The sequence below is a fragment of the Enterococcus sp. 3G1_DIV0629 genome (assembly GCF_002141285.1).
Lineage (GTDB): Bacteria > Bacillota > Bacilli > Lactobacillales > Enterococcaceae > Enterococcus_B > Enterococcus_B lactis.
Map to the genome: position 1 here is coordinate 268,352 of NZ_NGLI01000003.1, position 26,989 is coordinate 295,340.

The window sequence follows — 26,989 nt, forward strand, 5'->3', positions numbered from 1 at the left end:
ATGTATGAAGATCATCCGACAAATTGAAGTGTTTGCACCAGATTACTTAGGAAAAATGGACGTATTGATTGCCGGTGGGAAGATTTTGGCTGTAGAAGAACAGTTAGAAGGCGGCTACGAAGGAGTGGAAGTAGAAGAACTTTCAGGTGAGGGGAAAGTACTGACTCCAGGTTTCATTGATTGTCATTTCCATATTTTAGGCGGAGGAGGAGAAGGCGGTTATCAAAACAGAACGCCAGAAGTTACATTAAGTCAATTGACTACAGCTGGTGTAACGACAGTTGTCGGTTGCTTGGGAACAGACGGAGAAGGTCGAGATATGACTGCTTTGATCAGCAAAGCGAAAGGACTTGAAGCAGAAGGAATCTCCACTTATGTGTACGAGGGTTCGTACCGATTGCCGGTAAAAACAGTAACAGATTCGATCATTAAAGACTTTTTAACAATCGATAAAATCATCGGAATCGGAGAAATCGCAGTATCCGATCACCGTTCTTCTCAGCCAAGTTTTGAAGAATTTGCCCGTGCAGCAGCAGATGCTCGTGTAGGAGGCATGTTGTCGGGAAAAGCTGGGATCATCAATGTCCACTTAGGCGGAGGAAAAAGAAAGCTAGAGTTATTGACACGAATTGTAGAAGAAACAGAAATTCCGATCACACAGTTTTTGCCTACTCATGCGAATCGCACACCAGAATTATTTGAAGCTTGCGTGGCATTTGCTAAACGTGGCGGCACGATTGACTTCACCGCTAGCGAAGATCCTGATTTTTGGGAGAAGACAGATGGGGAAGTGCGCTTCAGTAAAGCATTGAAACGATTGATTGAGGAAGATGTTTCTTTAGATAATTTCACGATGACCTCAGATGGACAAGGAAGCTTGCCTTATTTTGATGAAAACAATCATTTCCTAGGGTTAGGAGTAGGAAGTGCCAAGGCATTGCTAGTAGGGATCAAAGAAGCTGTGCAAAAAGAAAATATTCCTCTGGAAATCGCCTTGCGAGCTATAACCAGTAACCCAGCACGTATATTGAAATTAGATAAAAAAGGAAAAATTGAAATTGGCGCAGATGCAGACTTGTGTATCTTGGACAAAGAAACGCTTGATATCGATACAGTTATTGCTAAAGGAGAAATAATGGTCCAAGAAAAAGAAGTCAAAGTATGGGGAACTTTCGAAAAAAGTTTTTGATCCACTATCTGACTCATCCTTTTTTAGAAAACGAGCGTTCTGTTTGTCTGTATCTGTTGTTGATGTTACCCTGAAAGTAGATCAATAAACAAATTAAGAGGAGGAAACACCATGGCAGATTTAAAAGGACGTTCTAAAGACATGAAAGACAAAGTAGTCGGTGAAGGAAAAGAAGCATACGGCAAGGCAACAGACGACAAGAGCAAAGAAACAGAAGGAAAAGCACAATCACTAGGTTCTGATATCAAAGAAAAAGCTCGTGATTTGGGCGATGAAATCAAAGACAAATTCTCTCGAAAAGATGAAAACAAATAAACAACGTTCATTACTAAATGAATCAAGCAAATAGAAATCCGAACCGTATCTGCTTCACAGATATGGTTCGGATTTCTTGTTTGAACGTTATCCTGTTTTTTAAACTTCTATTTTTTCAAATTCTTTATTTTTTAGTTCAAAGACTTCATCGCAACTTTTTGCTACTTCGACCTCATGGGTCACGATGATAATACAGCGATTTTGCTCATGGGCGATTTCTTGGAAAAGTTTGACGATATCTTGTGAAGTGGTCTCATCCAGATTCCCAGTAGGTTCATCAGCTACAATCAGTTGATGTTCGCAACAGATAGCACGAACGATAGCGACTCGCTGTTGCTGACCTCCCGAAAGTTTGGTCACCTGTTTTTTTGCTAATACTTCATCAATTCCTACACGAGCCAGTCGATCTAAAGCAACTTGTCGATAATTCTCGTGTTTGGTCTTAGTGATTTCCATTGCTGTTATGACATTGTCTAGAGCTGATAAATAAGGAAGCAAGTTATAAGCTTGGAAAATAATCGAGACATCATTTTTACGATAATTTCTTAATCCGATTTTGTTCAGTGAACGATCTTGATAGTATACCTTTCCTTCTTTTGGTGTATCTAATCCGGAAATAAGCGAAAGAAAAGTCGTTTTTCCAGAACCACTTGCTCCTAAAATAGCGTACATTTTTCCAGCTTCGAAATTCAGTTCTACATCTTTGTAAAGCGCATCTTGCGGATCTTGATACCAAAATCCCAATTGTTCTGTCCGTAACATCAAATTCCTCCTTTAATTTAATAGGATTTTTCTTGGGTTTAATCTTAATATCCCTATAGAAGCTAAAAAGACAGAAAGCAGGCTGGTTCCAAATGCTACTCCGGCTAGTAGTCCTAATTGTGTAGGTTTGACATTGATTTCCAATTCGCTGACTTGATCAGAAACAGCAAATGGATTATTCGTGTTTCCTTGCTGACCACCACGCTGACCGCCTTGTTCGTTACCTGGCATTTGTCCACCGCCAGGAGCTTGTTGGTCTTGTGTCGTGGTTTCTGTCTGTTGGTCAAGTAGCTGCTGCCCCACGGCATTCGCGACGACGTTCCCGCTAATCGAAGCAACTCCTAATGCAAGAATCATACAAATAGCAACTTCGGTAAACAATTGGAGAATGATTTTACTTCTGGATTCTCCTAAAGATAACAAGACGCCTAACTCATGCCGACGCTCCCGGATGGTAATCATAATGATCAGAGTAAGTATGATAATACCGGCTGCAGCCACTAGTAAAACCACATTTTTAGAAAAACTTGCCACATTGTTTAAAGGTTCCAACATTGACTGATACATGGAATCATTTGATTGTAAGCTAAATGTATCTGTGTCGATCCGCTTCTCTGCTTCTTCGAGAAACTCATCCATTTCATCTGGATCAGATAGAGTGTAAACAGCAGAATCTATTGTGTTATCGTCAGATGTCCCATTTAATTCATTTGCAAAAGTATAAGAGGTGTAAAGTGTATTCGACGGATTCATGAAGTTGAATTTCATACCCATACTGCTACTTGTTTCGCTAGATTCATAAATTCCTTTGACCGTCATTTCATAAGTGGTATCTTCATCTTCAGTACTTGTGATTGTGAAAGTATCTCCGACTGTCAGGTCATTTGCTTCTGCTAGCGTAGAATCAATGACTACGTTGTTTGTGCCTTTGTCGCTGTCATCTATTCCTTCACCATCCGTGATTTTTGCTGTCCCATCAGAAAAAGTACTATTTTGTGCAGTTGCTGACACACCGCTGATTTGAAAATCTGCTTGAGTCATTTGCGGATTTCCACCCATTCCTCCGGCAGGACCACCGCCTGCATCGGTAGTTTCTGAACTGTCTTCACTTGAATCAGAACTAGTGATGGCAGTTATTCCATCTTTTGCCATAGCTGAGGCGGAACTTTCAAAGGAATAGCTTTTTACATTATCTAATTTAGCTATTTTTTCCGCGTCCGTTAAGGATACTGGGGTAAGAGAAAAACTGCCCGGATCTGGACGTTCTTCAGCGGTAGAATTGCTTGAAGAAGTTTGTTCCTGTTTTTTAAATGAAGCTTCTCGATTGGCACTTAAAGTCACTGTTGCTCCAACTTCTTTTTGTGCTTGATTCGCTGCTTCTTCTGCAGCGCTTCGAATCGTGAGGCCAGCTAGCACAAAAATAAGAATGGCTGTGAACACGGCAAACAATAACAATGAACGTCCCCATTTTACTTTTGTACTTTTCCATGCACGTTTCATAAAATTCATATCTTGCATCCCTCCTAGTAGATGCATTTGATAATAGACAACCTATCTTAAAGCTAGCTTAAATCTTATACTGTTTGCACATCATCAACACGAGGTTCTGTATATATAAAAAGTCACTATAGTTATTGCAAAAAATGTGGTAAAATGAAAAAAGTATGTTTCAAACCGACGAAGAAGAGATGAAAGAGAAACAACAAAAGAAATCCTAGATGTTACAGAGGAATTTTCATTTGCTTAGTGATTCTAACAATTGCTGATACTAGCGATTTAGTTCATTTGTTGTATAATAATGGGGAACAGCCGAATACTTATATAAAGATTCTGGCTATAGCGTTTCGCAAAAGATCCATTTTGTTAATGAAGTATATCCAAAATAAAATGCCCATCCAACTGTCAGAACGCGGATGTGCTGGTGATTTTCCTGCTGATTCTCCATAAGTTGAGAACTAGTGATTTTGCATGTGCTTCATTGGAATGGCTCGTAAATTTAGATAAAGAAGAAAATCGACATCTTTAAACTTGGATGTCATAAGAAGAGGTGAAATTTGTGAGTACCATTAAAATTATCCCATTAGGCGGCGTTCGCGAAAATGGAAAAAACATGTATGTCGCAGAAGTGGGCGAGGATATTTTCATATTAGATTGTGGGCTAAAATATCCTGAAAATGAGTTGTTGGGGATCGACGTCGTCATCCCAGATTTTACGTATTTAGAAGAAAACATTGATCGTGTAGCTGGTGTCTTTTTAACACATGGGCACGCAGATGCGATCGGGGCGCTTCCTTACTTGTTGTCGAAAATTTCTGTACCAGTATTTGGAACGGAGTTGACGATCGAGTTAGCAAAACTGAATGTCAGTCGTAACGAAGCAGCCAAAGGATTTAAGGATTTCCATGTGGTAGATGAGCATACAGAAATCGACTTTGGTGAAACAGTAGTGAGCTTTTTCCGTACCACTCACACGATACCAGATTCAGTGGGGATCAATCTGAAAACAAAAGAAGGTAGTATTGTTTATACGGGAGATTTTAAATTTGATCAAACGGCTATCCCGATGTATCAAACAGATTATGCACGATTGGCAGAAATCGGCAAAGAAGGAGTCTTAGCTTTACTGAGTGAATCGGCAAATGCAGAGAATCCTCAACCTGTAGCTTCTGAAGCTCAGATAGCAGATGAAGTATTTGATACGATCAAATATTGGGAAGGACGCATCATCGTCGCCTGTGTAGCAAGTAATTTGCAACGAGTGCAACAAGTATTGGACGCAGCAGAAAAAGCACAACGAAAAGTTGTCTTGACTGGTCAAGATTTTGAACGAATTATTCGAACAGCGATGCGTTTAGAAAAACTTCAATTACCAAGTGAAGATTTGCTTGTTACATTGAAAGACATGAAAAACTATGATCCAGAAGAACTGATCATTTTAGAAACTGGCCGAATGGGTGAACCCATCAAGTCTCTGCAAAAAATGGCAAACGGCACACACCGTAATGTCAAGATCGAAGAAGGCGATTTGGTTTATATCACTACTACGCCAAGCATCGCGATGGAAACAATCGTGGCGAAAACGGAAGATATCATTTATCGAGCTGGTGGAACAGTGAAATTGATCTCTGAGAATATGCGTGTTTCTGGTCATGCCAATCCTAATGATTTGCAATTGATGATCAATTTGATGAAGCCGACATATTTTGTGCCAGTTCAAGGGGAATATCGGGAATTAGCTGCTCACGCAGATTTGGCTCATGCAGTAGGGATGCCTTACAAAAATATCTATATTACTGGACGCGGAGATGTGCTGGAATATAAGAATAAGCGTATGAGTGTTGCAGGAACTACAAGTGCAGAAAATGTAATGATTGATGGTTTAGGCATAGGCGATATCGGAAACATTGTTTTACGTGATCGGAAAATCTTATCAGAAGATGGGATTTTCGTAGCGGTTGTCACTATCAGCAGAAGAGAGAAGAAAATCATCTCAAAACCTCAAATCACTTCACGAGGATTCGTTTACGTAAAAGCTAGCCGTGATCTGATGAAAGAAAGTAGCAGTATGATCGAAACGATCGTTGAGAAACATTTAGAAAGCAATGATTTTGAGTGGAGCAAATTAAAGCAAGACATTCGTGATCAATTAGGTCGTTACTTATTTGAACAAACAAAACGACGCCCGGTGATCTTGCCAGTCATTATGGAAGCTACTCAACGTCGAAATAAGAAATAAACAAAGAGTAAGATGGCTCTCTCTATAGAGCGCTCGTCTTGCTCTTTTTTTTGAGGGAAACAAATGATTTTTGAATACAGTATCCCTCGCTTTATAATAAACGATAGAATAAAGGGAGCGGATCAATGATGAGTCAAACAAAAGTCGAACGTTATTTAGAAGAGCAAAAAATCAGCTATCAACCACTTGATTTTAGTCATATAGTAGAGGAATCTTTCACAGAAGAACTACAAAAAAGAGGGATTGATCCAGCTTTGATATGTAAAACTCTCGTAGTAAAAGGGAACAAAACTGGGGTGATCATCGCATTGATTCCTTTGAATGATCATTTAGATTATAAAAAAACGAGACAAGTGACGAAAGATCGTAAAGTCGGTTTTCCTGGAATGGATTTTGTATTAACACATACAGGCTATCCTCACGGAGCGAATACCCCTATTGGAATAAAACTCGCACATCCTGATTATTGTTTTTTAGCAGACAGTTCTTTAAAAGAAAAAGAAGAAGTGATTGTGTCGAGCGGTGAAATCGGGAGAAGCCTCCGGATAAAAGTAGTTGATTTAGAAAAAATCGTCCATCCTATTTACGCTGATTTAATTAGTTAAGTGACGAAAAGGGGAGCCAAGCAGAGAGCTCAAACTTGAGATTATATCTGCTTGGTACTTGGTGCATCCTGTATTATCTGTTACAATTGCTTTGTGCATACTGTACTATCAATCCAATGAAAATATATTTAGTAACTATATTTTTTCATTGATATGCAAGTAATGAAATCGGTTTTAATAAAAAAGAGACAGAGAAAACGTGAGGTGTAGAATATGAAAATTACGTATCATGGACATTCTTGTTTAACGATCGAAATGGAAAATGGCCAACGTGTGATGATTGACCCGTTTATTACAGGAAACCCATTGTCAGATTTAACTGCAGAAGAAGTAAAGACAGATTGGTTGCTAATTACTCATGGACATAGTGACCATATAGGAGATATGATCCCTATTGCAAAAGAAAATCAAGCCACGGTTATCAGTATTGTTGAGATCGCTGATTATGCAAATAGCAGAGGAGTAGATTCATTCGGTATGAATATCGGCGGAAAACATGCATTTCCATTCGGCACAGTAAAATTCGTACATGCACAGCATAGTTCAAGCTATGAAGTAGACGGTATCGTTCAATATATGGGTGAGCCTAGCGGAATCATTATCCAAGCAGAAGGCAAAACGATTTATCATGCAGGAGATACAGCTTATTTCAGTGATTTAGGATTGCTTGCAGAGGAATTCGATATTGATGTTGCTTTCTTGCCGATTGGTGATAACTATACGATGGGACCAGAGGATGCGGCTCGGGCTGCACAAACAATTCGTGCCAAGAAAGTCGTTCCAATCCATTACAATACGTTCCCTGTTATTGAACAAGATCCTGAATCTTTTGTAGCATTACTGGAAGGTAGCGAAGGAAAAATAATGAGCGTCTCGGAAACGCTGGAAGTGTAGGCAGAAAATGGCGACAAAACATGATTTGATTTTAGAATATATTGAAAGTTTACCTGTGGGCAATCGAATTTCTGTAAGAAGCATCGCAAAAGAATTGAATGTCAGTGAAGGAACAGCGTACCGTGCAATCAAAGATGCGGAAAATGTCGGACTAGTTTCAACGATTCAACGAGTAGGAACGATCCGTATCGAACGTAAATTAAAAAAACATATTGAACGTTTGACATTTGGCGAAGTCGTCCGAATCATTGAAGGGGACGTTTTAGGCGGCTCGGCAGGATTAGATAAGGTCTTGAATAAATTCGTCATCGGTGCGATGACTAAACATGCCATGGAACGCTATATTACACCAGGATCACTGATGATCGTCGGCAACCGGGCGGAAGTCCAAAAATTAGCATTGGAAGATGGCGCTGCAGTATTGATCACAGGCGGATTCAATACGACTGCTGAGATTGCAAAGCTAGCCGATGAACTTGAAATGCCAATCTTGCGCACCTCTTATGATACATTTACAGTCGCTACCATGATCAACCGAGCATTAAGTGACCAATTGATCAAAAAAGATATCATGCTTGTCAGCGATATCTACATGCCGGCGGAAAAGACACATTATTTGCATCAGATGGATACGATTTCTGATTATCAACGTTTGTCAGAAGAAACGCAACATTCACGTTTTCCAGTCGTTAACCGCCATCAACGTTTGATGGGGATTGTTACGGCAAAAGACGTTTTAGGGAAATCACCAAATCAGATCATTGATCGAGTGATGACGAAAGAACCAATCAGTGTAAAGAAAACAATGAGTATTGCTTCTGTTAGCCATCAAATGATCTGGGATGGGCTGGAAGTCATGCCAGTCGTTTCCGATGACTTGACATTGGAAGGCTTGATTACCCGGCAAGATGTAATGAAAGCGATGCAGCTTGTCCAGCGACAACCGCAGATTGCAGATACGATTTCAGATCAGATATCTGGAAATATCCATACAATTGATACCGATCGCGAAGGGAACCGTTTGGAAAACCCTAAGTTCAAATTTGTAGTGACACCACAAATGGTCAATGGTGTTGGAACCATTTCTTTTGGTGTACTTAGCGAAATCATTTCTGATGTCGCACAAAAAACAATGGTGATGAACCAAAAACGAAATATCTTGATTGAACAAGTGAACCTACATTATTTGCGGCTGATCCAATTGGAAAGCGAGTTGGACATTCGTCCACGTGTATTGGAAATCGGCAGACGTTCCGCTAAATTGGATATCGAAGTATTTATTGAAAATACCATCGTTTCCAAAGCAATCGTTGTTTGTCAAGTAATGGAACGTTCTTAGAAAGCAGGAGTGAAATGACAGTACAGCAAGAAATAGTAGATACAATAAAAAAATACGATAAAATTATTATCCACAGGCATTTGCGTCCTGATCCTGATGCGTTAGGATCACAAGTAGGATTAGCCGAACTATTACGGGAAAGTTTCCCAGAAAAAGAAATACGACAAGTAGGTGAAACAATTGAAGGTCTTCGCTTTTTAGCAGAAATGCAAGAGGTTGAAGATGCCTTCTATCAAGGAGCGCTAGTCATCGTGACCGATACAGCTAATTCACCCAGAATCAGTGATCAAAGATATCAGTTAGCTGAAAAGCTGATCAAAATTGATCATCATCCCAATGATGACCCTTATGGAGATCTTGTGTGGGTAAATACAAAAGCAAGCAGTTGTAGTGAGATGGTTGCAGAATTTGCTTTGATGTTTCCTGAATTATTTAAGATGAACGTGGAAGCTGCACGGTTACTTTATGCGGGAATCGTCGGAGATACAGGGCGCTTTTTGTATCCCTCCACGACGTCCCGTACATTAGAGATTGCATCGATATTGAGGAATTATCCATTTGATGCAAGTGCTTTGAATAGAGAGATTGAGCAAATGCCGATGAAAGTCGCTAAACTTTCCGGTTATCTTTATCAAAATATCCAGGTGGATGAAAATGGTGCAGGAAGAATAATCCTTCCGCAAGAAATTCTTGATAAATATGGAATCGATGATTCAGAGACGGCTTCAATCGTTTCTCTTCCTGGAGTGATCGACGAAGTACTAGCTTGGGGTATTTTTGTTCAGCAGCCTTCAGGACATTACCGCGTACGCTTACGTTCTAAGGGACCAGTCATCAATGAATTAGCGAAACGCCATCATGGGGGAGGCCACCCATTAGCAAGTGGTGCGAATGCAAAAGATTTAGCAGAAGTAGAGGAAATCTATAAAGAGATTCAAGACATTTGCCAATCGTATAAGAGTAGAGAAACGAAGTGATAACTTCATTCGAAAACGTTCCTTTTGTGGTAAAAATCACAAATGTATCTTTTCAACATCTTCTTTTTCCGTTACAATAGTGCTCACTAAAGATTTTAAAGGAGAAAGAAGATGACATTACCAAATTGCCCAGAATGCGGCTCAGAGTACACATATGAAGATCGAGGTTTGTTGATTTGCCCAGAATGCGGGAACGAATGGAGCAAAGAAGAACAAAAAACTGTCATAGAAGACGGATTAGTGGTATTAGATGCAAATGGAAACCGTCTGTCAGAAGGCGATAGCGTGACAGTGATCAAAGATTTGAAAGTAAAAGGTGCATCAGGTGCCATTAAACAAGGAACGAAAGTCAAGAACATCCGCTTAGTAGAAGGCGACCATAATATCGATTGCAAGGTAGAAGGATTTGGACCGATGAAACTGAAATCGGAATTTGTGAAAAAAAATTAAAGAATATTCAAGGTCTTTTCACATTCTTTTCTTGCTACTAATGATAAAATAGAGGAAATAAAAAGGAGTGAAACGACAATGTATGGTTATGGAATGTATGGCTTTTTAGATCCGACATTTCTTTTGGTCATTCTTGGATTAGTCATTTCCGGAATTGCGTCAGCTTATGTCAATAGTACTTTCCGCAAATATGATCAAGTGAGAAGCAAAAACAACGTGACTGGTACACAAGCAGCACAATATATATTGCAAAGCCAACAAATAAATAATGTTGGCGTTCAACAAATTGCCGGAGATCTCACAGATAACTATAATTCAGGTAATAAGATGCTGAGCCTGTCTCAAGCGACTGCGCAATCTACTTCAGTTGCTGCGATAGGTGTAGCAGCACATGAATGCGGACATGCGGTGCAAGATGCTTCGGGGTATGTCCCATTGAAGATCCGTGCGGCACTTGTTCCCGCAGCTAACTTTGGTTCGATGATTTCGTTCCCATTGATTATGGTAGGTGTATTACTTAGTTGGAACTCTACGTTGATCAATATCGGGATTTTTGCTTTTTCTTTAGCGTTACTCTTCCAATTGGTGACATTACCAGTTGAATTCAACGCATCTCGTCGAGCAATCCAAATTTTGAGTGAAGGCGGACTGCTGACGGAAGAAGAAGTACCGATGGCAAGACACGTATTGTTTGCAGCGGCATTGACTTACGTTGCAGCGGCGCTTTCGACATTCTTGCAACTACTGCGTCTGATTTTATTGTTTGGCGGTAACCGAAGAGATTAACATAAAGAGGCTGGGACAGAAGCGTTTAACTCCAAGAAATAAGAAGGAATTCACGAAAATTGCTTTTCAAATTTTTGTGAATTTCAGCTTATTTCCGAAGGAGTTGCTTCTGCTTCCGCCGTTTATACGTGTTTAGAGCGTGAGACAAAAGTGTTCTTTACTTTTGTCCCACGCTCTTTGTTTTATTCTCATATCTTTTTTTCATATACAGTTCTTGAATCGCTTTTATCAACTCACCGAATAATACTGTATCGTGATTTGTATCTAGATAGAAAGTTTCCGTTTCAGCTGATTTTTTCTCATGCTGATCTGTAATAATCAAATCAGCATGTTCAGGACATTCGATAATCTTGACTGCTTCATTGCGAAATAGTTGCTGTAAATGACTTTGCAGATGGTAATTCCCTGTGAATGGTTTGGTTATCTGCAGGTGGATGAGTAATTGTTCTTTCATTTCTGTTTGTAATAAGTGTTGGATCAATTGACTAAGGTATTGACTTAATTGAACTTTTTTTCTAGAGTTTGAAAAAATTGTGTCAATTTTTTCTCTTAATTTTTTTTCCTGTATAAAAGAAGCTGTTTGATTGGAGGTAGTTTCTGGAAAGCAGAGTGTAGAAAAGCTACTGCTAGATTCACCTAACAGTTCCAAAAGAATAACTGCTAGTACGAGAAAATAAAAATAGATCGGTTTTTTTTCTTCCAAATGATTGATAGGAAACTGTTGAGTTAAGTAAGTCATCAATTGATCGACTTGTTGGCAAATAAGGTTTTTGCTTGTGGAAAATAAGAAACCAATCACCTGTTTTTGTTGGAATGAAATTTGATTTGGAAAAAAACAATAGAAAAAATAATTAAAGTAGGCTCTTTCCGTTTCTACCTCTTCACAGGGATAAATCGCTGAAAAAGAAGTAAAGCATTCTGAATAATCATGTGTACGCTGCAACAAATCCATTAATTCAGTAATTTCAGGAGAAATTTTCGAAAAACGTGCCTGTTGTCTGTTACGACATATGAATAAAGCAAGTAACAAATAGATGTTTTTTTCTTGTTTTGGATTTTTTTCTCTGTGCTCATCCTTACTTTTCTTTTTTAGTGTATTTAATTCAAGAGAGGAAAACGGCCAATCGTCTCCTTCGAATGTATCTGAAAGAAAAAAATAAAGATATAGGCGGATAGATAATTCGTTTCCTTCAAGAACACAGCAGTTTTGTACAGATACGATCCTTAAATGGAATTTATTTAAGGAATGATTGAGCTGTTTTGTCAGCTTTTCTAGATAGGAGGGCGATATATAAAGTTGTTCAAGTAAATACTTTTTTGGTACAGCAGATTGTGGATAATTAATCAGCAGCATTAAATAATTAAAACGATTGGATTCTTTTAGGTAGCATAATCTTAACTTATAAAAAACAGCTAGCTTTTTAGGCTGATCGGTTTCTTTAGTGTGGATCTCTCCTTTATGGTTAGAATAAATAAATTCCTCCATCAATAAAAATTGCTTGAGCGAAAAATTTACTTTCCGAATCAACTCTTTGATTGTCCGTTTTGGAATATGCAATTCATTGGCTAATTCCTGTAAAGAACAATTGTTTTTTTGAATGACCCCGTGCAGAACAAGCAACTCTTTTTTTCTTGCTTCAATTAACATAATAGCCTCCTTTTATTCTGTTTTTGTATATAGTTAGACAAAAACTGTGAGTGGAAAGTCATTTCAGTGTGTGTTATTCTCACAGAGTACCGCCTTTTGCTTGTATATATTGTTATTTAAATCTTGTTATCACCTTGTTTATTCTATTGTTTATTTCATAGGGTATTTTGTCAAGATTTTCTTGTTTCAGAAGTAAATATACTTGATTTTTAATGGATATATCTAAAGTGATTATGAAGGTTATCAGTAATCATTTCACTATTTTTTTAATTTTATATGTTATTTATTAAAGGGTAGATGAAGAGGGACGGAGGGAAGAACGATGGGGAGAGTAACAAATTATAGTAAAGAATATTTGCTGTTCAAAAGTATGGTATATGTGGAAGAATATGGAATGAAGTCAATTACTGCAAGAGATCTGGCAGATTTCTGTGGGTGCTCTACATATCCGATTTATACACATTTCAAATCGATCAGCGGGTTAAAGGAGAAAATATTAGAAGAAATCACTGTTTGCTTTGAACGATACTTAGCTGAATGCAATTCCAATGATGTTCTAAGCACAGTCTACTTGCTGAAAGAATTTTTTTCTATCCATGAAAGTATCCGTGGAATCATTGCAAAATCTGAATTAGACATGAATTCGCTATTTAAACGGCCATTTTTCTCATACATCAAAAGCCACACGAAAATCAAAGAAGAAAAGTTGCTTGAATTGCTTTGGCTTAATGCATTGGGAAGTTTGAGCTCAGATAATTTTTCTCAAGATTTTTTTGAAACGATGAACGCTGTTTGGGATAAAAACGAGGTGACGGATGAATACTTGGAAAGTATCTTAAAGGAACAGTTATCTTAGGCAGCAACATGAAAAAGTAGATCATCCACCTTTATTTTTCGTAAAAAAGATTGTAAAATGTCTAACGAAACATTTGAATGAAGGAGGAAGCTACAACGTTACCACAGCAATTTATCAAAAAATATCGTCTTCTTTTAGGCGAAGAATCAACTGAATTTTTTTGTGCCCTTGAGCAAGGAAGCGCAAAAAAAGGATTTCGGTGGAACCCACTAAAACCGGCAGGATTGGCTATGGTTCAAACTTACCATAGCGAAGAATTGCAACCCGCTCCCTACAGCAATGAGGGATTTCTTGGCACTGTGAATGGAAAGTCTTTCCTCCATCAAGCTGGGTACGAATATAGCCAAGAACCAAGTGCAATGATCGTTGGAACAGCTGCTGCAGCAAAACCCGGAGAAAAAGTGCTGGATTTGTGTGCAGCTCCCGGCGGTAAATCGACCCAATTAGCTGCTCAAATGAGAGGCAAAGGGTTATTAGTATCAAATGAGATATTTCCGAAACGCGCGAAGATCCTATCAGAAAATATAGAACGATGGGGAGTTTCGAACGCAATAGTGACAAATCATGCACCTGCAGAGCTTGTTCCTCATTTTTCCGGTTTTTTTGATCGAATCGTGGTTGATGCGCCTTGTTCAGGGGAAGGGATGTTCAGAAAAGACCCGAATGCAGTAAAAGAGTGGACAGAAGAATCTCCGCTACACTGTCAAAAACGTCAGCAAGAGATTTTGTCTTCAGCAATAAAGATGCTAAAACATGAAGGGCAGCTGATCTACTCTACCTGTACGTTTGCACCAGAAGAAAATGAAGAGATTATTAGCTGGCTTGTAGAAAATTATCCAGTAACAATTGAAGAAATCCCTTTGTCTCAAACCGTTAGTTCAGGACGTCCTGAATGGGGAAGCGTAGATGGTTTGGACAAAACAGTGCGTATATGGCCTCATGAAAATCAAGGAGAAGGGCATTTTGTCGCGAAGTTGACTTTTCATGGACAAAACCCGACGCGGAAAGAAAAGAAAGTACGTAAGAAACGGAAAGAACAATTGACAAAAGAACAGGAAAAACTTTGGACGGAATTTTCAATGGATTTCCATTATGAAATCACTGGGAGACTTTTAGTGTTCAACGATCATCTTTGGGAAGTTCCTGAGTTGCTCCCTTCTCTTGATGGTTTGAAGGTCATGCGTACAGGTTTGCATTTAGGAGATTTCAAAAAGAATCGATTTGAACCTAGCTATGCCTTAGCACTTGCTATGAAAAAGACAGAAAACATCCCTTGTCTGTCGATCACTCAAAAGGAATGGCAGTCTTACACAGCAGGAGAAACATTTCAACGTGATGGGAATCAAGGATGGGTTTTATTAGTATTGGATAAGATACCTGTCGGTTTTGGTAAACAAGTAAAAGGAACAGTAAAGAACTTTTTTCCTAAAGGATTAAGATTTCGCTGATTTTGATGAGTGGATTAGTTCGTTTATTTTTTTGTCTATGCTATGATTGAAGTAGATAAAAAGGAGCTGATACTTATGAAAACATCAACAAAAGTAACAATTGGATTAAGCGTAGCAGCCGCTGCCAGTGTAGCGACAGCAGTCGTCGTATCGGGAAAAGTAATGGAAAAGATCCATCATATGACTACTCGGACAAAAGTAAAAAAATTCGTCCATGACAAATTCGATGGAAATGAAAAATTGATGGAAATCGTAGATGATCTGTCAGATAGTGACTTGGATTCTTTGATGGGGATGTTAGCAAAAATAAAATCAGGAAAAAAGAAAATCTCTGTTTACGGTGATTCCATCAAAGACTCAACCGAAGACGTAAAAGATCGGCTTATGCATTTTGTTGAAAAAATGATTTAAGAGAAACTAGCTTTTGAACACTATTCATTCGAAATAAGGGGTTATGACAAAATTTTTGTCATAACCCCTTTAACTTATTTTTAATCATGCTCATGAAGCAATAAAAGGTAGCAAAACAGTAAATCATTGGCTTTTTTTAGATTGAAACCTGATTGTTCTTGAAATTTTTCGATTCGATATTTTAGCGTATTCCGATGAAGAAACAGTGTTTTTGCAGCAGAGCTGACATTACCTAATTCATTCCATAATTCTTGAATGATCTCTTCCATTTCATTTTGTTTGATCAGTTCTATGTAACTTTTGATCAACGCACTATCTTTCATGACATCTTTTGTATAGTAATGTAAAGCAACATCTTGCATAGAAAAAGTACGGCTGTGAGTATAGAGATTGTTTTGCTCTGTTAAAAAAATTCTTCTTTCTTCAGCAAACAAAGGGACAAGGTCGCTACCTGGTGAATGAAAAGAACCAACGAATACAGACGTTGTCGTATCAAAATCAGCATCTAAAGATAGAAAAATACCATTGATCTCAGCAGCATCAAGATAATCACAATTTTTTTGTTCGATCAAGAGAGCATCAGTATCTGTATAAAAAAAGAAATCAGCAGAATAGCGAAATAATTCCAAAATAGTATCTTGCCATTCTTTTTTTAAGAATTCTCCTTTCGATTCGACGTGAAGCTGAATCAAACGAAAGCTTTTTTCTTGGATGCAAGAAGCATCTTTAAAAAGATAGTGATACCATGGATGCTTTTTTTGATCGCTGACTATAGGGAATAACGCTTTCAAAAGACTAGTTTCTTGTTGGGATAGTGAATCGCTTTTAATCCAAATAAAAGCATCATCAACTGCAAAAGAAAGGATATCAGCTTCTGATGCTGGACAGTTTTTTTTCTGTGCTTGTGGGTAAAGAGCAAGTAATTTATTCATTTTCATCTTGTTCACCTCTTGTATTTATTTTACCATAGAAAAAAAAGTTAGTTACAGCCTTTTTGTCATATGCTAAAGTAAAACAAGAAAAAACAAAGGCAGGGAAGGATAATTGGTTAATACAAATCTTGATGCAGTAGATAAAGAAAAATGGATGCGCCTTGCATTGGCAGAAGCAAAAAAAGCAGAAGTGCTCCATGAAGTTCCGATTGGAGCAGTGGTTGTATTAGAGGGAGAAGTGATTGGAAAAGGATATAACCTTAGAGAAACGACACAAGATGCTACTACACATGCAGAAATGCTTGCAATCAAGGAAGCCTGTGAAAAAGTTGGAAGTTGGCGCTTAGAAAATGCGTCGCTTTTTGTTACCTTGGAACCTTGCCCTATGTGCAGTGGCGCGATGATTTTGTCTCGTGTAGCAGAAGTTTATTTCGGTGCATATGACCCGAAAGGCGGAACAGCTGGCACTTTGATGAATCTTTTGGAAGACGAACGATTCAACCATCAAGCGTATGTAGAAGGTGGCATTTTAGAAGACGAATGCGGGAAGATTTTGACTGACTTTTTCCGAAAGCTGCGTCAGCGAAAAAAGAAATTAAAAAAAGACTGGTCAACGAATGAAAAATAAGGTATACTATTCTTTGCCGAAAGGCTAGGACAATGGTGGGCTTGTGAAGCGTGTCAGGTCTGGAAGGAAGCAGCACTAAGCAGGTTCCGCCATGTGTCTGATTATAATGAAACGACGACAGACTTTCGGGTCTGTTTTTTTTATTTCTAGAAATAATTAGGCTGTAAAACTGAATAGTTTTTCGTTCTTTTAGCCAGACTATTTTATCGAATATTATACTTATGTAATTTGCTTTGAGGCAGGGAAAGCGCTGAAATGGAGCTTGTTTCAATGGAAGAAAAAGCTGCCTGTGGTATGATGAAGATAAAGAGAGGCGAGAGGACACATGGAAAAAATAGTGATTTTACATACGAATGATCTGCATTCACATTTAGAAAATTGGCCAAGGATCAGAAGATTCTTAGATCAGCGTAAACGAGAAAACGAAAAGAAAGAAAATACGACAACGATTGCAGTCGATCTAGGTGATTTTGTGGATCGTTGGCATCCATTATCAGAGGCAACGAATGGACAGGCGAATATCTTGCTGATGAATGAAGTTGGTTATGATGCAGCGACGATAGGAAACAATGAAGGCGTAGGAAATTCCAAAGAAGATCTAAACCACTTATATGATCATGCTGAGTTTGATATCATCCTTGATAACTTGTTCGATAAAAATACGTTGCAGCCACCGATATGGACGAAACCGTATAAAATCATTACAACGAAACACCAGACAAAAATTGGCTTGATTGCATTTACTGCCCCGTTCCCGCTTACGTATAATCCAAATGGCTGGGACATACGCAATCCATATGATATTTTGCCGGAATTAGTCGAAGATTTACGTCCACAAGTGGATGTTTTAGTTTTGATGAGTCATCTCGGGATTCAAGATGATTTACAAATTGCAAAAGAAATACCAGCAATTGATGTTATTTTAGGTTCGCACACCCATCATTTATTCAGAGAAGGTCATGTAGTCAACGATGTCCAAATAGCAGCAGCTGGCAAATACGGTCAGTATGTAGGAGAAGTCCATTTAACCATCGATGAAGAAAAAAAAATCCTTAAGCATTCGGCCAAAGCCATCCCTACAGAAACAATGACAGCTTTTACAGAAGATGAACAAGAGGTAAACGGTTACTTAGAACAGGGGCATGAGCTGCTAAAAGAAAAAGAAGTAGCGGATTTGCCGTTTTCTTTAAGCCTAGATATCTTCAGTGAGCATTCGTTTATCCAAGTAGCCCTTGAGGCGGTGAAAGAACGAGGAAAGACGGACGCCGCAATATTAAACAGTGGTCTGTTTTTAACTGAAATTCCAAAAGGTCGGGTCAACCAGGATCAGCTTCACACGGCATTACCGCATCCAATGCACTTGCTGAATGTCACATTGGGTGGAAATGAGCTGATTCGTTTAGTTTTAGAAATAGAAAAAAATCGTCAGTTTTTACGTAACTATCCGATGAAGGGAATGGGATTTCGCGGCAAGATTTTTGGACAGATGGTCTATAATGGAATCACGTATGATTCTGTTAACCACCAAGTCTTTTGGAAGAACAAGCCAGTCGATCCGACTAAAAATTATACTTTTACTACCGTCGATCATCTAATGTTTGTCCCATTTTTTCCAACGATCGAAATTGTTGGAAAAAATGAATTTTTGTTTCCTGAATTTATCCGAAGCGTGGTAGGAGATTACTTGAAAGCTCACTACCCAATCAAATAAAAACAAGGTATAATAAAAAAGATAGGTGGTGAACGCATGTCTGCAAAACAAAATGAACAGCAGAACGTTGAGCATAAAACAGAAATTGCTAAGAAAAAATCATCAGCTGAACAGGAAACAACAGTCACAGAAGAATTGACAGCTGCTTTGGAAGAAATCGTCGAGGAGCCGAAAGCAGAAAAAGTCAAAGGTGAATTAGTGACGCTGTTAGATGACAGTAATTTTTTGGTAGGCGAAAGACATTATCGGCTTGTGTCCGATTATCGTGAAGGATTTAATGCAGAAAAACTGGGAGAACGATACAGTGATGTACTAGCCCGATATGATTATATCGTAGGAGATTGGGGTTATGAACAACTACGTTTAAAAGGATTCTTCCGAGCGGATAATCGACGGGCGCATCCGGATCAGCGAATTGATTCATTGGAAGACTATCTTTACGAATATTGCAATTTTGGTTGTGCGTATTTTGTCATCGAAAGAATCGGCGGTAAAAAAGAAAAGACAACTCAGCGCCGAAAAAAGAAAAAAAACCATAATCGTGCGTATATCGATGAGAAAAAAGGACCAGTCACATCTAATCGCAAAAAACCGGTTATTAAAAATCGAAAAACAGAGTCAGCAAAAACCTCTGAAAAAGTAAAAAAACAAGAACAATCTAATCAAGTGGAAAAAACAAAAACAGCATTTACGATAAGAAAAAGGGAAGAGTAGTGGATGAATGGACTATAAAGGATATTTAATTGATTTAGACGGGACGATTTATCGCGGGACGGAACCTATACCGGCAGGAAAACGGTTTGTGGAAGAATTACAAAAAAGAAAATTGCCTTTCTTATTTGTTACCAATAACACGACTAAGTCGCCAAAAACAGTGGCTAATCGTCTAGCAGATGAGTTTGACATTCATGTAGCACCAGAAACAGTTTATACAGCTACTTTGGCTACAATTGATTTCATGAAAACAGATGGAAAAGGAAAAAAAGTGTATGTTATCGGAGAAGCCGGATTGATTGACTTGATTTTAGCTGCCGGATTTACATGGGAAGAAGAGGTTCCTGACTATGTAGTAGTAGGGCTAGACAATTATTTGACCTATGAAAAGGTCGTCAAAGCAACTCTTGCTATTCAAAAAGGGGCTACTTTCATTGGAACGAATCCGGATAAGAATATCCCTACAGAACGAGGTCTTCTTCCTGGAGCAGGGTCAGTCATCTCTTTCGTCGAGACAGCAACCCAAACTCCACCAATTTATATCGGAAAACCAGAAGCAATCATTATGGATAAAGCCGTTGAAGTATTAGGTCTGCAAAAAGAAGAAGTAATCATGGTTGGAGATAACTATGAAACAGATATCCAAGCAGGGATACGTAATAATATCGATACTTTGCTCGTTTTATCAGGTTTCACAAAAGAAGAAGATGTACCTGGGCTGCCTATCCCAGCTACCTATGTGAAACGATCATTGGATGAATGGAGCTTCTAATATGAAAAATTCGAGATGGCGGTGGTTGGAATATGCCGGATTATTCAGCCTGTTTCTGACGCTGATCAGTTTGGCAGTTGGAGTGACGATCAATTTTCGACCGCTGTATGTATTTGATATCGGACATTTGCATATTTTGGATTATACTTCTTTAGACCAAGAGACATTACTGAAAAATTTTGATCACCTGATGAATTATCTTAATAATCCCTTCCAAACAGTCCTCAGTTTGCCGGACTTTCCAGTTTCTGCTAGCGGAGCTCATCATTTTTATGAAGTGAAAATTTTGTTTTTAGTGGATTATGCTGTATTTTTCATCACTCTGATCCCAAGTATTTTGTTTATCAGATATTTGCAAAAGAATGATCGTCTTTGGCGATTGATTCGTCCGTTTCAGATTGGCATGTTGCTGCCAGTTATTTTCGGTTTTTTCATGATGATTGGATTTGATCGCTTTTTTATCCTTTTTCATGAAACGTTTTTCAACAACGATGACTGGTTATTCGATCCTGTGACTGATCCAATCATCAATGTACTTCCAGAAGAATTTTTCATGCATAGCTTTATCTTGTTCTTTGTAGTATTAGAAGTATTTTTTGCTATTTTTCTTTTCTTAGGGAAAAATAGCTTGAAACAAACAAAAAAGAAAGAACTCGTCTAAATAGACGTTTTCTTTCTTTTTTTGATTTATTGAGTAAGTCGACTTCTTTTTTCTGGTTCTTTGTGTGCTAATCGACTGGCAGCAGCAGCGGCGATTGCTCCGACGATATCATCTAAGAAGGTATGGACATGAACGCCATCGTGGCTGTTTAGTTCTTTTAAAATACCAGGTTTCACTTTATCGATATAGCCATAGTTCGTAAAGCCAATCGTACCGTAAACATTCACGATTGATAAAGCTAAGATTTCATCGATACCATAAAGACCTTCGTCATCTTCGATAATGTGTTGCAACGGATCCATCAATCTTTTCTTTTCTGCTAATATATCTAATTGGATTCCGGTGATAATGGCGTTATGTACTTCACGTTTTGTTAATACGCTGTTGACACTTTCAGTACAATCTGCCAAAGTCAAATCAGAAATATAGTCTTTTTGTAAAAACATGACAAGTTGTGCGATATCTTCGATACTCACGCCACGTTCTTTCAATAGTTCTCTTGCTTTTTCTTCTAAAGTCTCAGTTTTGACGACCATATTATTGCTCCCCCTTTATTTTTCTTTCTCTATTTCATGTTAACGGAACATGAAAAAAATGCAAGAAACTGCTTTCGGATCTCGCTTGAAATGCAGAGGAATCTAAAAAATCAACTAGGACGAAGATTTTTATCATATAAGCTTGTGCTGTGACCAGGCTGAGTCCGTTCTTTTGGATTAATGTAGTGTAAAGCATTGTTCACTGCGGTAGGTGCTTCACCGAGCCCAGTAGCAATCAGTTTCACTTTTCCTTCATAGGTACAGATATCACCAGCTGCATAAACACCTGGAATAGAAGTAGACATATCTGATTTTACAGTGATGGCATTTCTGGTACTATCAAGTCCCCAAGAAGAGAGATGTTCTAAATTAGAAGTGAATCCATAATTGACGATCAGAGCATCAATCATCAAATCAATTGTTTCATCGCTCTTCACTTTTTTTAAGCGGATATCTGACAGTTCTCCATCGTTGCCAGACAATCCATCGATTAGATATGGAGTAAGCAAGTTGACAGATGAAGACTTCAAACGTGATACGCTATGTTCATGCGCACGGAATTCCGGACGACGATGGATTAGGTAAACTTCGCTTGCAATAGGCTCCAACATCAATGCCCAATCGATAGCAGAATCGCCGCCTCCAGCAATAGCAACTTTTTTTCCGGCATATTTCATCAAATCATTTACGAAATAATCCAATCCGTGGTTTTCGAATGCTTCAGCATTATCTAAATTCAATTTTCTTGGCTGGAATGAACCATTTCCTAAAGCTAAAATGACTGCTTTAGAATAATGTATGCCTTTATTTGTAGTGATCTCGATAACTTCGTCTTCACGAGTAAGCGAGAGAACTTCTTCTTTTAAATGAAATGTATGGTTAAAAGTAGTTAACTGTTTTTCTAATTGATCGATTAATTCACTTGCTTTGATTGCTGGATAACCTGGGATATCGTAAATATATTTTTCAGGATATAATGTTGCTAATTGACCACCAAGTTGAGGTAGACTGTCAATGATTTTTGTTTTAGCTTGACGCATTCCTGCATAAAAAGCGGCAAACATCCCCACAGGACCTGCACCGATAATTGTAATGTCATAGATTTCCATAAAAAATTCCTCCCTTTTCACACTATAGCAGAATTTAATTGAGAATGCTTCTCAAAAATATTTGAAGTTGAAATGGTCAGTCATAGAATTTATTCATGGAATGCAGGCAGTGATGAAAAAAATAAAGAAAAACAAATCTAGTATTTTTACGGAAGGTTAGGTATTATGTTATTATTATTTATGAAGTATGCAAATAATAGGAGGAAACAATATGGGATTCCCACAACTAGATTTAAAAAGTGAAAAAGGACCAAAAGCTGTTATCAAAACAAACCGTGGTGACATTACTGTTCAATTATTCCCTGAACTAGCACCGAAGACAGTTCAAAATTTCATTGAACTTTCCAAAAAAGGTTATTATGATGGCGTGATTTTTCACCGTGTTATTCCTGATTTCATGATTCAAGGCGGCGATCCAACTGGAACAGGGATGGGTGGAGAAAGTATTTATGGCGAAAGTTTTGAAGATGAATTCAGTCGTGAACTGTTCAACCTTCGCGGAGCTTTATCTATGGCAAATTCAGGTCCAAACACAAACGGAAGCCAATTCTTTATTGTAAATAACACAAATGTGCCAGCTAATATGCTTGGACAATTAGAAGGTGCTGGATTCCCATCAGAAATTATTGAAGCGTATAAAGGTGGCGGAACTCCTTGGCTAGATTTCCGGCATACAGTCTTTGGACATGTACTAGAAGGGATGGACACAGTAGATGAAATCGCAAATGTGCAACGTGGTCCACAAGACCGCCCTGTACATGATGTAGTGATAGAAACAATTGAAATTTCAGAATAGTTTGGTATGATACGGAGTAATTATAGAAAAGGACGAAACCTAGTAAGGTCTCGTCCTTTTACTTTGATAACTGATTTATTCGATTGTTTCTAAAGCGTGCTTGATTCGATGAAGTCCTTCTAGTAAAGTTTCTTCTGGACAAGCAATATTCAAGCGCATATGTCCATGACCGGAAGGACCAAATGTAATACCAGGATTTAATACGACTTTTCCTTTTCTCACTAGAGTATTCTCTAATTTCTGGTCGTCTGAAATATAAGCGGTAAAATCCAACCACATTAAATAAGTTCCTTCAGGGCTCATGATTCTCACTTTCGGAAGATGCTGTTCAAAAAACTGATTAACTGTTTGAACATTTTTTTCTAGATAAGGAATCAGTTGGCTTAACCATTCTCCACCAGTCTCATAAGCCGCTTGAGTCCCAATCAAACCAAAAGTGTTGATTTCGTGCTGTTGATTCATCACTAAATGTTTTTCAAATTTAGCTTTCAGCTCTGGATTTTTGATAAATACCATTGAATTTTTGATTGCAGCTAAATTGAAAGTCTTTGTTGCAGAAGTAAAGGCAACGAGCAAATCATCCAAATCGGGATTAATCGTCAGCATGGAAGTAAATGTATGATCGAATAAAGTCAAATCTTGATGGATTTCGTCACTAAACAGAAACACTCGATGCTTTAAACACAATTCGCTTAACTGTTTCAATTCTTCTTTGCTCCAAACGCGACCTCCTGGATTATGAGGATTGCACAAGATCATTGCTTTTACATTATTTTCTTCTATTTTTTTCTCCATGTCAGAAAAGTCCATGACAAAATGATTATTTTTTTCTAGCAAAGAGCTTCGAACAATGTGACGTTGATTTGTTTCTATAATAGAGGAAAATGGAGGATAAACTGGGTCATGAATCAAAATAGAATCGCCTGGTTTTGTAAAAGTTTGTACTGCTGCAGCTAAACTAGTTAACACACCACTTGTAAAAACAATATTTTCTTTCGTCAACTCAACAGCATGGCGTTGACGTTCCCAATGAATGATAGCCTGATAAAGTTTATCAGACAGAGTGGCATAACCAAAGATTCCGTGTTTGATGTATTCACTAAACGCATTAGCTACCCCCTCGGGAGATAAGAAATCCATATCTGCTACCCACAAAGGAAGTAAATCATCCATTTGATATGTCTCGGCAATCGCGTCCCATTTTACACTTTCTGTATCTTTTCTTGAAATCTTTTTATCAAATTCGATCATCTCAATACCTCCAGTCATTTTCGTCGCTTCTTTTTTTGCGCTATTTACAGTATAATGATAAATGCGAAGAGAGGGAAGTAGATGACTTATAAAATTGGACAAATAATTGAAGGAAAAGTAACAGGGATACAGCCTTATGGGGCATTCGTCTCTCTTGATAATGAGACGCAAGGACTTATTCATGTTTCGGAAGTACAATCCGGTTATACGAAAAATATCCATTCATTGTTAAAAGTCGGGCAGCCAGTAACCGTTCAGATCATCGACATTGATGAATATTCCAAAAAAATCAGTTTATCTTTAAGAACATTAGAAAAAACAAATCCAGCTGTTCCTTATCGTAGAAAAAGATATTTCACGAATAAAAATCGTAAAATCGGTTTTGCCACTATTGCGGAGCAGTTACCTATTTGGATAGAAGAAGCGTTATCTGAATTAGAACGGAAAGAAAATAAGAAATAAAAAGTGTGTATTTTTTCTGAAAATGTGCTAGAATTTTTATGTAAGCCATAGAACAAGGTGATCGAGGTGGAAATTTTGGCAAGCAAAAGAGTTGCTGGTACAATTATGTTGCATTTGGAGGATGGTTCTAAAAAATTTTTGGTCCATTCAATTGATGACAAGTTGGAATTTGCGTTAGCGGAACTTTCTGAAGGGAAGACTGGTTTAGCGAATATACTTAATTTCTTAAAAGAAATAGTTCATATCGATGTTAGCAAGATTAGTTTGATGGAATTGACAAATACACATATTAATCAGGAAAATGTTCCGTTATTTGTCTTTGAGACTGAACAAAAGAATCAAAGAGAAGAATTAGGCGAAGGATATATTTGGGAAGAACCAGGTCAAATGCGCTCTGTTCTTGGAACTTACGAAGTAGAGGGAGTGCCTTTCTTCTAAAATACAGATTAAGCGAACAAAGAAGTTTGAATTTTTTTCAAACTTCTTTTTTTTATTGTTTGATCCAAAAAAGACAATGAAATGTTCTGCTATAGATAATTTTTTGGTACATTTTGTTTTCAAAATATGTAGAAAACGGTTGTATAACGAATAATAATAATTGATCGAAAAATCATTTCACAAAGTAATGCTTAATTTATAGTTGACCAAGGAAGAAATACATGATAAATTTAACAGCGTTGATTCTGAAGTGGACGTTATATCACGTTTCTGAAAAAACTTAAAAAATAGTTATTGACATGTTGATGATGACATGATAAGATAACTGAGTCGTTAAAAAAGAACAGCTTGCGAAGCTTGATTCTATCGAAAAAAACTTCAAAAAAATTCTTGACAAATAACAAACGATAAGTTATGATAAACGAGTTGCTGAAAGATTTCGAAAAACGAAATCGAAAAAAACTTTTAAAAAAGAGTTGACAATCACTTGTCGCTCTGATATGATATAAAAGTTGCTACGGCAGCCAAAACAAATCGGAGAAACACTTCCGATGAAGTAGACCTTTGAAAACTGAACAAAGTAAGACAAACCAAATGTGTAGGGCGTCTTGATTCAATTCAAGACAACAAACATTTTTAACAAGCAAGCAATATGCTAGCAAACAAATTGAGCTTAACAATCGCAAGATTGTTCGAACTTTTTATGAGAGTTTGATCCTGGCTCAGGACGAACGCTGGCGGCGTGCCTAATACATGCAAGTCGTACGCTTCTTTTTCCACCGGAGCTTGCTCCACCGGAAAAAGAAGAGTGGCGAACGGGTGAGTAACACGTGGGTAACCTGCCCATCAGAAGGGGATAACACTTGGAAACAGGTGCTAATACCGTATAACAATCGAAACCGCATGGTTTTGATTTGAAAGGCGCTTTCGGGTGTCGCTGATGGATGGACCCGCGGTGCATTAGCTAGTTGGTGAGGTAACGGCTCACCAAGGCCACGATGCATAGCCGACCTGAGAGGGTGATCGGCCACATTGGGACTGAGACACGGCCCAAACTCCTACGGGAGGCAGCAGTAGGGAATCTTCGGCAATGGACGAAAGTCTGACCGAGCAACGCCGCGTGAGTGAAGAAGGTTTTCGGATCGTAAAACTCTGTTGTTAGAGAAGAACAAGGATGAGAGTAACTGTTCATCCCTTGACGGTATCTAACCAGAAAGCCACGGCTAACTACGTGCCAGCAGCCGCGGTAATACGTAGGTGGCAAGCGTTGTCCGGATTTATTGGGCGTAAAGCGAGCGCAGGCGGTTTCTTAAGTCTGATGTGAAAGCCCCCGGCTCAACCGGGGAGGGTCATTGGAAACTGGGAGACTTGAGTGCAGAAGAGGAGAGTGGAATTCCATGTGTAGCGGTGAAATGCGTAGATATATGGAGGAACACCAGTGGCGAAGGCGGCTCTCTGGTCTGTAACTGACGCTGAGGCTCGAAAGCGTGGGGAGCAAACAGGATTAGATACCCTGGTAGTCCACGCCGTAAACGATGAGTGCTAAGTGTTGGAGGGTTTCCG

The 26,989-nt window shown here is 38.3% G+C and carries 27 protein-coding genes, 1 rRNA gene and 1 other RNA gene (1 of these 29 only partly in view); 22 read left to right on the plus strand and 7 right to left on the minus strand.

Annotation, left to right across the window (positions count from 1 at the left end; genetic code table 11):
• Window positions 1–4: 4 nt before the first annotated feature.
• Entirely contained in the window at window positions 5–1,189 is a 1,185-nt protein-coding gene (iadA, locus tag A5816_RS13550; RefSeq protein WP_002315780.1) for a beta-aspartyl-peptidase, read from the plus strand.
• Between the two features lie 111 nt (window positions 1,190–1,300).
• Window positions 1,301–1,504, plus strand: coding sequence for a CsbD family protein (locus A5816_RS13555; protein ID WP_002373888.1), 204 nt, complete (start codon window positions 1,301–1,303; stop codon window positions 1,502–1,504).
• Window positions 1,505–1,603: 99 nt separating this feature from the next.
• Here the strand turns inward: A5816_RS13555 and A5816_RS13560 are convergent, their stop codons facing one another.
• Window positions 1,604–2,266, minus strand: coding sequence for an ABC transporter ATP-binding protein (locus A5816_RS13560; RefSeq protein ID WP_002373886.1), 663 nt, complete (start codon window positions 2,264–2,266; stop codon window positions 1,604–1,606).
• A 12-nt stretch (window positions 2,267–2,278) separates the two neighbouring features.
• Window positions 2,279–3,775: an ABC transporter permease gene (locus tag A5816_RS13565; protein ID WP_086311532.1), complete on the minus strand. Its 1,497-nt coding sequence runs from the start codon at window positions 3,773–3,775 to the stop codon at window positions 2,279–2,281.
• A gap of 547 nt (window positions 3,776–4,322) precedes the next feature.
• Between A5816_RS13565 and A5816_RS13575 the strand changes: the two genes are divergently transcribed.
• From A5816_RS13575 to A5816_RS13605, 7 genes are all read left to right on the plus strand, one after another.
• Entirely contained in the window at window positions 4,323–6,002 is a 1,680-nt protein-coding gene (locus A5816_RS13575) for a ribonuclease J (RefSeq protein ID WP_010732994.1), read from the plus strand.
• A 125-nt stretch (window positions 6,003–6,127) separates the two neighbouring features.
• The gene (locus A5816_RS13580; RefSeq protein WP_086311534.1) at window positions 6,128–6,607 is read left to right on the plus strand and encodes a YbaK/EbsC family protein; all 480 of its coding nucleotides are present in this window, start codon (window positions 6,128–6,130) and stop codon (window positions 6,605–6,607) included.
• A 213-nt stretch (window positions 6,608–6,820) separates the two neighbouring features.
• Complete coding sequence (locus tag A5816_RS13585) at window positions 6,821–7,501, plus strand: metal-dependent hydrolase (protein WP_002373881.1); 681 nt, start codon at window positions 6,821–6,823, stop codon at window positions 7,499–7,501.
• 7 nt (window positions 7,502–7,508) lie between these two features.
• Complete coding sequence (locus A5816_RS13590; protein WP_086311535.1) at window positions 7,509–8,840, plus strand: DRTGG domain-containing protein; 1,332 nt, start codon at window positions 7,509–7,511, stop codon at window positions 8,838–8,840.
• Window positions 8,841–8,854: 14 nt separating this feature from the next.
• Window positions 8,855–9,817: a bifunctional oligoribonuclease/PAP phosphatase NrnA gene (locus A5816_RS13595; RefSeq protein ID WP_086311536.1), complete on the plus strand. Its 963-nt coding sequence runs from the start codon at window positions 8,855–8,857 to the stop codon at window positions 9,815–9,817.
• Between the two features lie 111 nt (window positions 9,818–9,928).
• The gene (locus tag A5816_RS13600) at window positions 9,929–10,267 is read left to right on the plus strand and encodes a zinc ribbon domain-containing protein YjdM (RefSeq protein WP_002291014.1); all 339 of its coding nucleotides are present in this window, start codon (window positions 9,929–9,931) and stop codon (window positions 10,265–10,267) included.
• Between the two features lie 78 nt (window positions 10,268–10,345).
• Window positions 10,346–11,053, plus strand: coding sequence for a zinc metallopeptidase (locus tag A5816_RS13605; RefSeq protein ID WP_002287139.1), 708 nt, complete (start codon window positions 10,346–10,348; stop codon window positions 11,051–11,053).
• A gap of 157 nt (window positions 11,054–11,210) precedes the next feature.
• On the opposite strand, the gene A5816_RS13610 is transcribed toward A5816_RS13605, so the two are convergent.
• Window positions 11,211–12,701, minus strand: coding sequence for a helix-turn-helix domain-containing protein (locus A5816_RS13610; protein ID WP_086311537.1), 1,491 nt, complete (start codon window positions 12,699–12,701; stop codon window positions 11,211–11,213).
• A 322-nt stretch (window positions 12,702–13,023) separates the two neighbouring features.
• Here A5816_RS13610 and A5816_RS13615 point away from each other — a divergent pair, with 322 nt between their 5' ends.
• From A5816_RS13615 to A5816_RS13625, 3 genes are all read left to right on the plus strand, one after another.
• A complete protein-coding gene (locus A5816_RS13615) occupies window positions 13,024–13,557 on the plus strand; it encodes a TetR/AcrR family transcriptional regulator (protein WP_086311538.1) in 534 nt (177 codons plus the stop codon).
• A gap of 77 nt (window positions 13,558–13,634) precedes the next feature.
• Window positions 13,635–15,005: an RsmF rRNA methyltransferase first C-terminal domain-containing protein gene (locus tag A5816_RS13620; protein ID WP_038399063.1), complete on the plus strand. Its 1,371-nt coding sequence runs from the start codon at window positions 13,635–13,637 to the stop codon at window positions 15,003–15,005.
• A 75-nt stretch (window positions 15,006–15,080) separates the two neighbouring features.
• A complete protein-coding gene (locus A5816_RS13625) occupies window positions 15,081–15,416 on the plus strand; it encodes a hypothetical protein (protein WP_010733000.1) in 336 nt (111 codons plus the stop codon).
• Window positions 15,417–15,496: 80 nt separating this feature from the next.
• On the opposite strand, the gene A5816_RS13630 is transcribed toward A5816_RS13625, so the two are convergent.
• Complete coding sequence (locus A5816_RS13630; RefSeq protein ID WP_002373873.1) at window positions 15,497–16,354, minus strand: helix-turn-helix domain-containing protein; 858 nt, start codon at window positions 16,352–16,354, stop codon at window positions 15,497–15,499.
• A 106-nt stretch (window positions 16,355–16,460) separates the two neighbouring features.
• On the opposite strand from A5816_RS13630, the gene tadA reads away from it, so the two are divergent.
• The 6 genes from tadA (at window position 16,461) to A5816_RS13660 (ending at window position 20,834) form a co-directional block, all read left to right on the plus strand.
• Window positions 16,461–16,976 carry a tRNA adenosine(34) deaminase TadA gene (tadA, locus tag A5816_RS13635; protein ID WP_002373872.1) on the plus strand — a complete coding sequence of 172 codons (516 nt, stop codon included), beginning with the start codon at window positions 16,461–16,463 and terminating at the stop codon, window positions 16,974–16,976.
• A 22-nt stretch (window positions 16,977–16,998) separates the two neighbouring features.
• Window positions 16,999–17,083: signal recognition particle sRNA small type (gene ffs, locus A5816_RS13640), an RNA gene on the plus strand.
• A gap of 218 nt (window positions 17,084–17,301) precedes the next feature.
• Complete coding sequence (locus A5816_RS13645; protein ID WP_086311539.1) at window positions 17,302–18,687, plus strand: bifunctional UDP-sugar hydrolase/5'-nucleotidase; 1,386 nt, start codon at window positions 17,302–17,304, stop codon at window positions 18,685–18,687.
• A gap of 36 nt (window positions 18,688–18,723) precedes the next feature.
• A complete protein-coding gene (locus tag A5816_RS13650) occupies window positions 18,724–19,401 on the plus strand; it encodes a YutD family protein (protein ID WP_002373870.1) in 678 nt (225 codons plus the stop codon).
• Window positions 19,402–19,408: 7 nt separating this feature from the next.
• Complete coding sequence (locus tag A5816_RS13655) at window positions 19,409–20,173, plus strand: TIGR01457 family HAD-type hydrolase (RefSeq protein ID WP_002373869.1); 765 nt, start codon at window positions 19,409–19,411, stop codon at window positions 20,171–20,173.
• Window position 20,174: 1 nt separating this feature from the next.
• The gene (locus A5816_RS13660; RefSeq protein WP_002310190.1) at window positions 20,175–20,834 is read left to right on the plus strand and encodes a TIGR01906 family membrane protein; all 660 of its coding nucleotides are present in this window, start codon (window positions 20,175–20,177) and stop codon (window positions 20,832–20,834) included.
• 26 nt (window positions 20,835–20,860) lie between these two features.
• Here the strand turns inward: A5816_RS13660 and A5816_RS13665 are convergent, their stop codons facing one another.
• Together A5816_RS13665 and A5816_RS13670 are read right to left on the minus strand one after the other, a co-directional pair.
• Complete coding sequence (locus tag A5816_RS13665; protein ID WP_002373868.1) at window positions 20,861–21,370, minus strand: phosphatidylglycerophosphatase A; 510 nt, start codon at window positions 21,368–21,370, stop codon at window positions 20,861–20,863.
• Window positions 21,371–21,480: 110 nt separating this feature from the next.
• Window positions 21,481–22,479 carry an NAD(P)/FAD-dependent oxidoreductase gene (locus A5816_RS13670; protein ID WP_002315792.1) on the minus strand — a complete coding sequence of 333 codons (999 nt, stop codon included), beginning with the start codon at window positions 22,477–22,479 and terminating at the stop codon, window positions 21,481–21,483.
• A 211-nt stretch (window positions 22,480–22,690) separates the two neighbouring features.
• Here A5816_RS13670 and A5816_RS13675 point away from each other — a divergent pair, with 211 nt between their 5' ends.
• Window positions 22,691–23,275 carry a peptidylprolyl isomerase gene (locus A5816_RS13675; RefSeq protein ID WP_002290993.1) on the plus strand — a complete coding sequence of 195 codons (585 nt, stop codon included), beginning with the start codon at window positions 22,691–22,693 and terminating at the stop codon, window positions 23,273–23,275.
• A 75-nt stretch (window positions 23,276–23,350) separates the two neighbouring features.
• Here A5816_RS13675 and A5816_RS13680 read toward each other — a convergent pair whose 3' ends face one another.
• Window positions 23,351–24,544 (minus strand): MalY/PatB family protein, encoded by a 1,194-nt coding sequence (locus tag A5816_RS13680; protein WP_172891982.1) that lies wholly within the window; start codon window positions 24,542–24,544, stop codon window positions 23,351–23,353.
• A gap of 63 nt (window positions 24,545–24,607) precedes the next feature.
• On the opposite strand from A5816_RS13680, the gene A5816_RS13685 reads away from it, so the two are divergent.
• From A5816_RS13685 to A5816_RS13700, 3 genes are all read left to right on the plus strand, one after another.
• A complete protein-coding gene (locus tag A5816_RS13685; protein ID WP_002290989.1) occupies window positions 24,608–24,988 on the plus strand; it encodes a CvfD/Ygs/GSP13 family RNA-binding post-transcriptional regulator in 381 nt (126 codons plus the stop codon).
• 75 nt (window positions 24,989–25,063) lie between these two features.
• Window positions 25,064–25,426, plus strand: a complete 363-nt coding sequence (locus A5816_RS13690) for a hypothetical protein (protein ID WP_002310196.1) — start codon at window positions 25,064–25,066, stop codon at window positions 25,424–25,426.
• A 699-nt stretch (window positions 25,427–26,125) separates the two neighbouring features.
• Window positions 26,126–26,989, plus strand: a 16S ribosomal RNA gene (locus A5816_RS13700) (it continues 697 nt past the right edge of the window).

Bases quoted from the DNA above. Each gene is read 5' to 3' on its own strand.
- iadA (WP_002315780.1), top strand. From the start codon at position 5: ATGAAGATCATCCGACAAATTGAAGTGTTTGCACCAGATTACTTAGGA.
- A5816_RS13555 (WP_002373888.1), top strand. From the start codon at position 1,301: ATGGCAGATTTAAAAGGACGTTCTAAAGACATGAAAGACAAAGTAGTC.
- A5816_RS13560 (WP_002373886.1), bottom strand. From the start codon at position 2,266: ATGTTACGGACAGAACAATTGGGATTTTGGTATCAAGATCCGCAAGAT.
- A5816_RS13565 (WP_086311532.1), bottom strand. From the start codon at position 3,775: ATGAATTTTATGAAACGTGCATGGAAAAGTACAAAAGTAAAATGGGGA.
- A5816_RS13580 (WP_086311534.1), top strand. From the start codon at position 6,128: ATGATGAGTCAAACAAAAGTCGAACGTTATTTAGAAGAGCAAAAAATC.
- A5816_RS13585 (WP_002373881.1), top strand. From the start codon at position 6,821: ATGAAAATTACGTATCATGGACATTCTTGTTTAACGATCGAAATGGAA.
- A5816_RS13590 (WP_086311535.1), top strand. From the start codon at position 7,509: ATGGCGACAAAACATGATTTGATTTTAGAATATATTGAAAGTTTACCT.
- A5816_RS13595 (WP_086311536.1), top strand. From the start codon at position 8,855: ATGACAGTACAGCAAGAAATAGTAGATACAATAAAAAAATACGATAAA.
- A5816_RS13600 (WP_002291014.1), top strand. From the start codon at position 9,929: ATGACATTACCAAATTGCCCAGAATGCGGCTCAGAGTACACATATGAA.
- A5816_RS13605 (WP_002287139.1), top strand. From the start codon at position 10,346: ATGTATGGTTATGGAATGTATGGCTTTTTAGATCCGACATTTCTTTTG.
- A5816_RS13610 (WP_086311537.1), bottom strand. From the start codon at position 12,701: ATGTTAATTGAAGCAAGAAAAAAAGAGTTGCTTGTTCTGCACGGGGTC.
- A5816_RS13615 (WP_086311538.1), top strand. From the start codon at position 13,024: ATGGGGAGAGTAACAAATTATAGTAAAGAATATTTGCTGTTCAAAAGT.
- A5816_RS13620 (WP_038399063.1), top strand. From the start codon at position 13,635: ATGAAGGAGGAAGCTACAACGTTACCACAGCAATTTATCAAAAAATAT.
- A5816_RS13625 (WP_010733000.1), top strand. From the start codon at position 15,081: ATGAAAACATCAACAAAAGTAACAATTGGATTAAGCGTAGCAGCCGCT.
- A5816_RS13630 (WP_002373873.1), bottom strand. From the start codon at position 16,354: ATGAAAATGAATAAATTACTTGCTCTTTACCCACAAGCACAGAAAAAA.
- A5816_RS13645 (WP_086311539.1), top strand. From the start codon at position 17,302: ATGGAAAAAATAGTGATTTTACATACGAATGATCTGCATTCACATTTA.
- A5816_RS13650 (WP_002373870.1), top strand. From the start codon at position 18,724: ATGTCTGCAAAACAAAATGAACAGCAGAACGTTGAGCATAAAACAGAA.
- A5816_RS13655 (WP_002373869.1), top strand. From the start codon at position 19,409: ATGGACTATAAAGGATATTTAATTGATTTAGACGGGACGATTTATCGC.
- A5816_RS13660 (WP_002310190.1), top strand. From the start codon at position 20,175: ATGAAAAATTCGAGATGGCGGTGGTTGGAATATGCCGGATTATTCAGC.
- A5816_RS13665 (WP_002373868.1), bottom strand. From the start codon at position 21,370: ATGGTCGTCAAAACTGAGACTTTAGAAGAAAAAGCAAGAGAACTATTG.
- A5816_RS13670 (WP_002315792.1), bottom strand. From the start codon at position 22,479: ATGGAAATCTATGACATTACAATTATCGGTGCAGGTCCTGTGGGGATG.
- A5816_RS13675 (WP_002290993.1), top strand. From the start codon at position 22,691: ATGGGATTCCCACAACTAGATTTAAAAAGTGAAAAAGGACCAAAAGCT.
- A5816_RS13680 (WP_172891982.1), bottom strand. From the start codon at position 24,544: ATGACTGGAGGTATTGAGATGATCGAATTTGATAAAAAGATTTCAAGA.
- A5816_RS13685 (WP_002290989.1), top strand. From the start codon at position 24,608: ATGACTTATAAAATTGGACAAATAATTGAAGGAAAAGTAACAGGGATA.